Raw genomic sequence first — 1260 nt, forward strand, 5'->3', positions numbered from 1 at the left:
TGCTATCAAGCGTGGACACCCCCATATGATAAAAGTGACCCACAAGAGGCCATATATATCGTGTGATACAGACAGGTTTTATTTCGGATATTATTCAAATCTCGACTGTTATTGCCATCCCGAAGATATGCATAAAGTGTTGTCGCTACTGATGAAGCAATTACCGGGGTCGGAACTCTTTTTATTGAAAAATGAACGAATAGTTGGCCTCTCTAAAGTTGGCACCCGTGACGGCAAACTAGCCCAACTGTCAGATTTCGCCCCTAAGAATCCCCAGCCCAGTTAACGTTTTTTCTCGCGCCTGTTATTGGCGTGAGATTCGGTGTCATCAGTGGCAGCTTTGCCACCAAGATGCTAACAGACTTTTTAGCGGCAAGGTCGTCAAGGGCGAGAAAACATTAAGTACGAGCTGTGTGGGTAGGTTAACGATGACCGTGCAGTCCGTAGGTACAGCAAAGGAATAGCTATATGAATAAGAGAGCAGCGCCGCAGCAGTCGGCGTCGACAGAGCAAGAGACACAACCGTTGGACGACAGTCGGTATGAAGACCTGCCGCGCACTGAGTACCTGCAATTACCCCAAGAGGAGCAAGACCGGCTCTATCAGTTGCGTCAGCAGCGGGTGCGAGAGGCGCCCACCCTCTATGAGTGGGATATTAAGGTAGCGACTGTGTATGGCATTGGGTGGATCATGGTCCTTATTCCGTGCGGGATTACGGCTCTAGTTGGGTTGGTGACATACTGGTATGGATTTGAGCAATGGTATTATTTTCTCATCATAGCGATGATTTTTGGGCCATTTATGCGCTACCTCTGGTTGGCTGACAAACAGTACCACTATCGGCTCACCACCGAGGGGCTGGTCACCACCTATCATGATGCTATTCCGGATGCAGCCTATGCGGTAGTGCGGGGGCTGGCTTGGTTTGGTGTGGTGGTTTGTATTGTCGGGGTGGCCTTTTTAGGCCCAGCAGCGCTGGTTGGTGTAGGTGGAATGGCTCTGGGGGCATTGTTCTTTACTGGTTTTAAAAATGTAGAAACCACCTCAATAAGTGCTATCAAGCGTGGACACCCCCATATGATAAAAGTGACCCACAAGAGGCCATATATATCGTGTGATACAGACAGGTTTTATTTCGGATATTATTCAAATCTCGACTGTTATTGCCATCCCGAAGATATGCATAAAGTGTTGTCGCTACTGATGAAGCAATTACCGGGGTCGGAACTCTTTTTATTGAAAAATGAACGAATAGTTGGC

The 1260-nt window shown here is 47.9% G+C and carries 1 protein-coding gene and 1 pseudogene; both read left to right on the forward strand.

Annotated elements, in window-relative coordinates:
* Positions 1-286, forward strand: a pseudogene (locus L5L97_RS22750) (hypothetical protein); the annotation flags it as partial.
* A gap of 182 nt (positions 287-468) precedes the next feature.
* Positions 469-1260 (forward strand): hypothetical protein (locus L5L97_RS22755; protein ID WP_263184007.1); only part of this gene is annotated, 792 nt, incomplete at its 3' end.

Source organism: Shewanella sp. SM71 (genome assembly GCF_025653905.1).
GTDB classification, from domain to species: domain Bacteria; phylum Pseudomonadota; class Gammaproteobacteria; order Enterobacterales; family Shewanellaceae; genus Shewanella; species Shewanella oncorhynchi.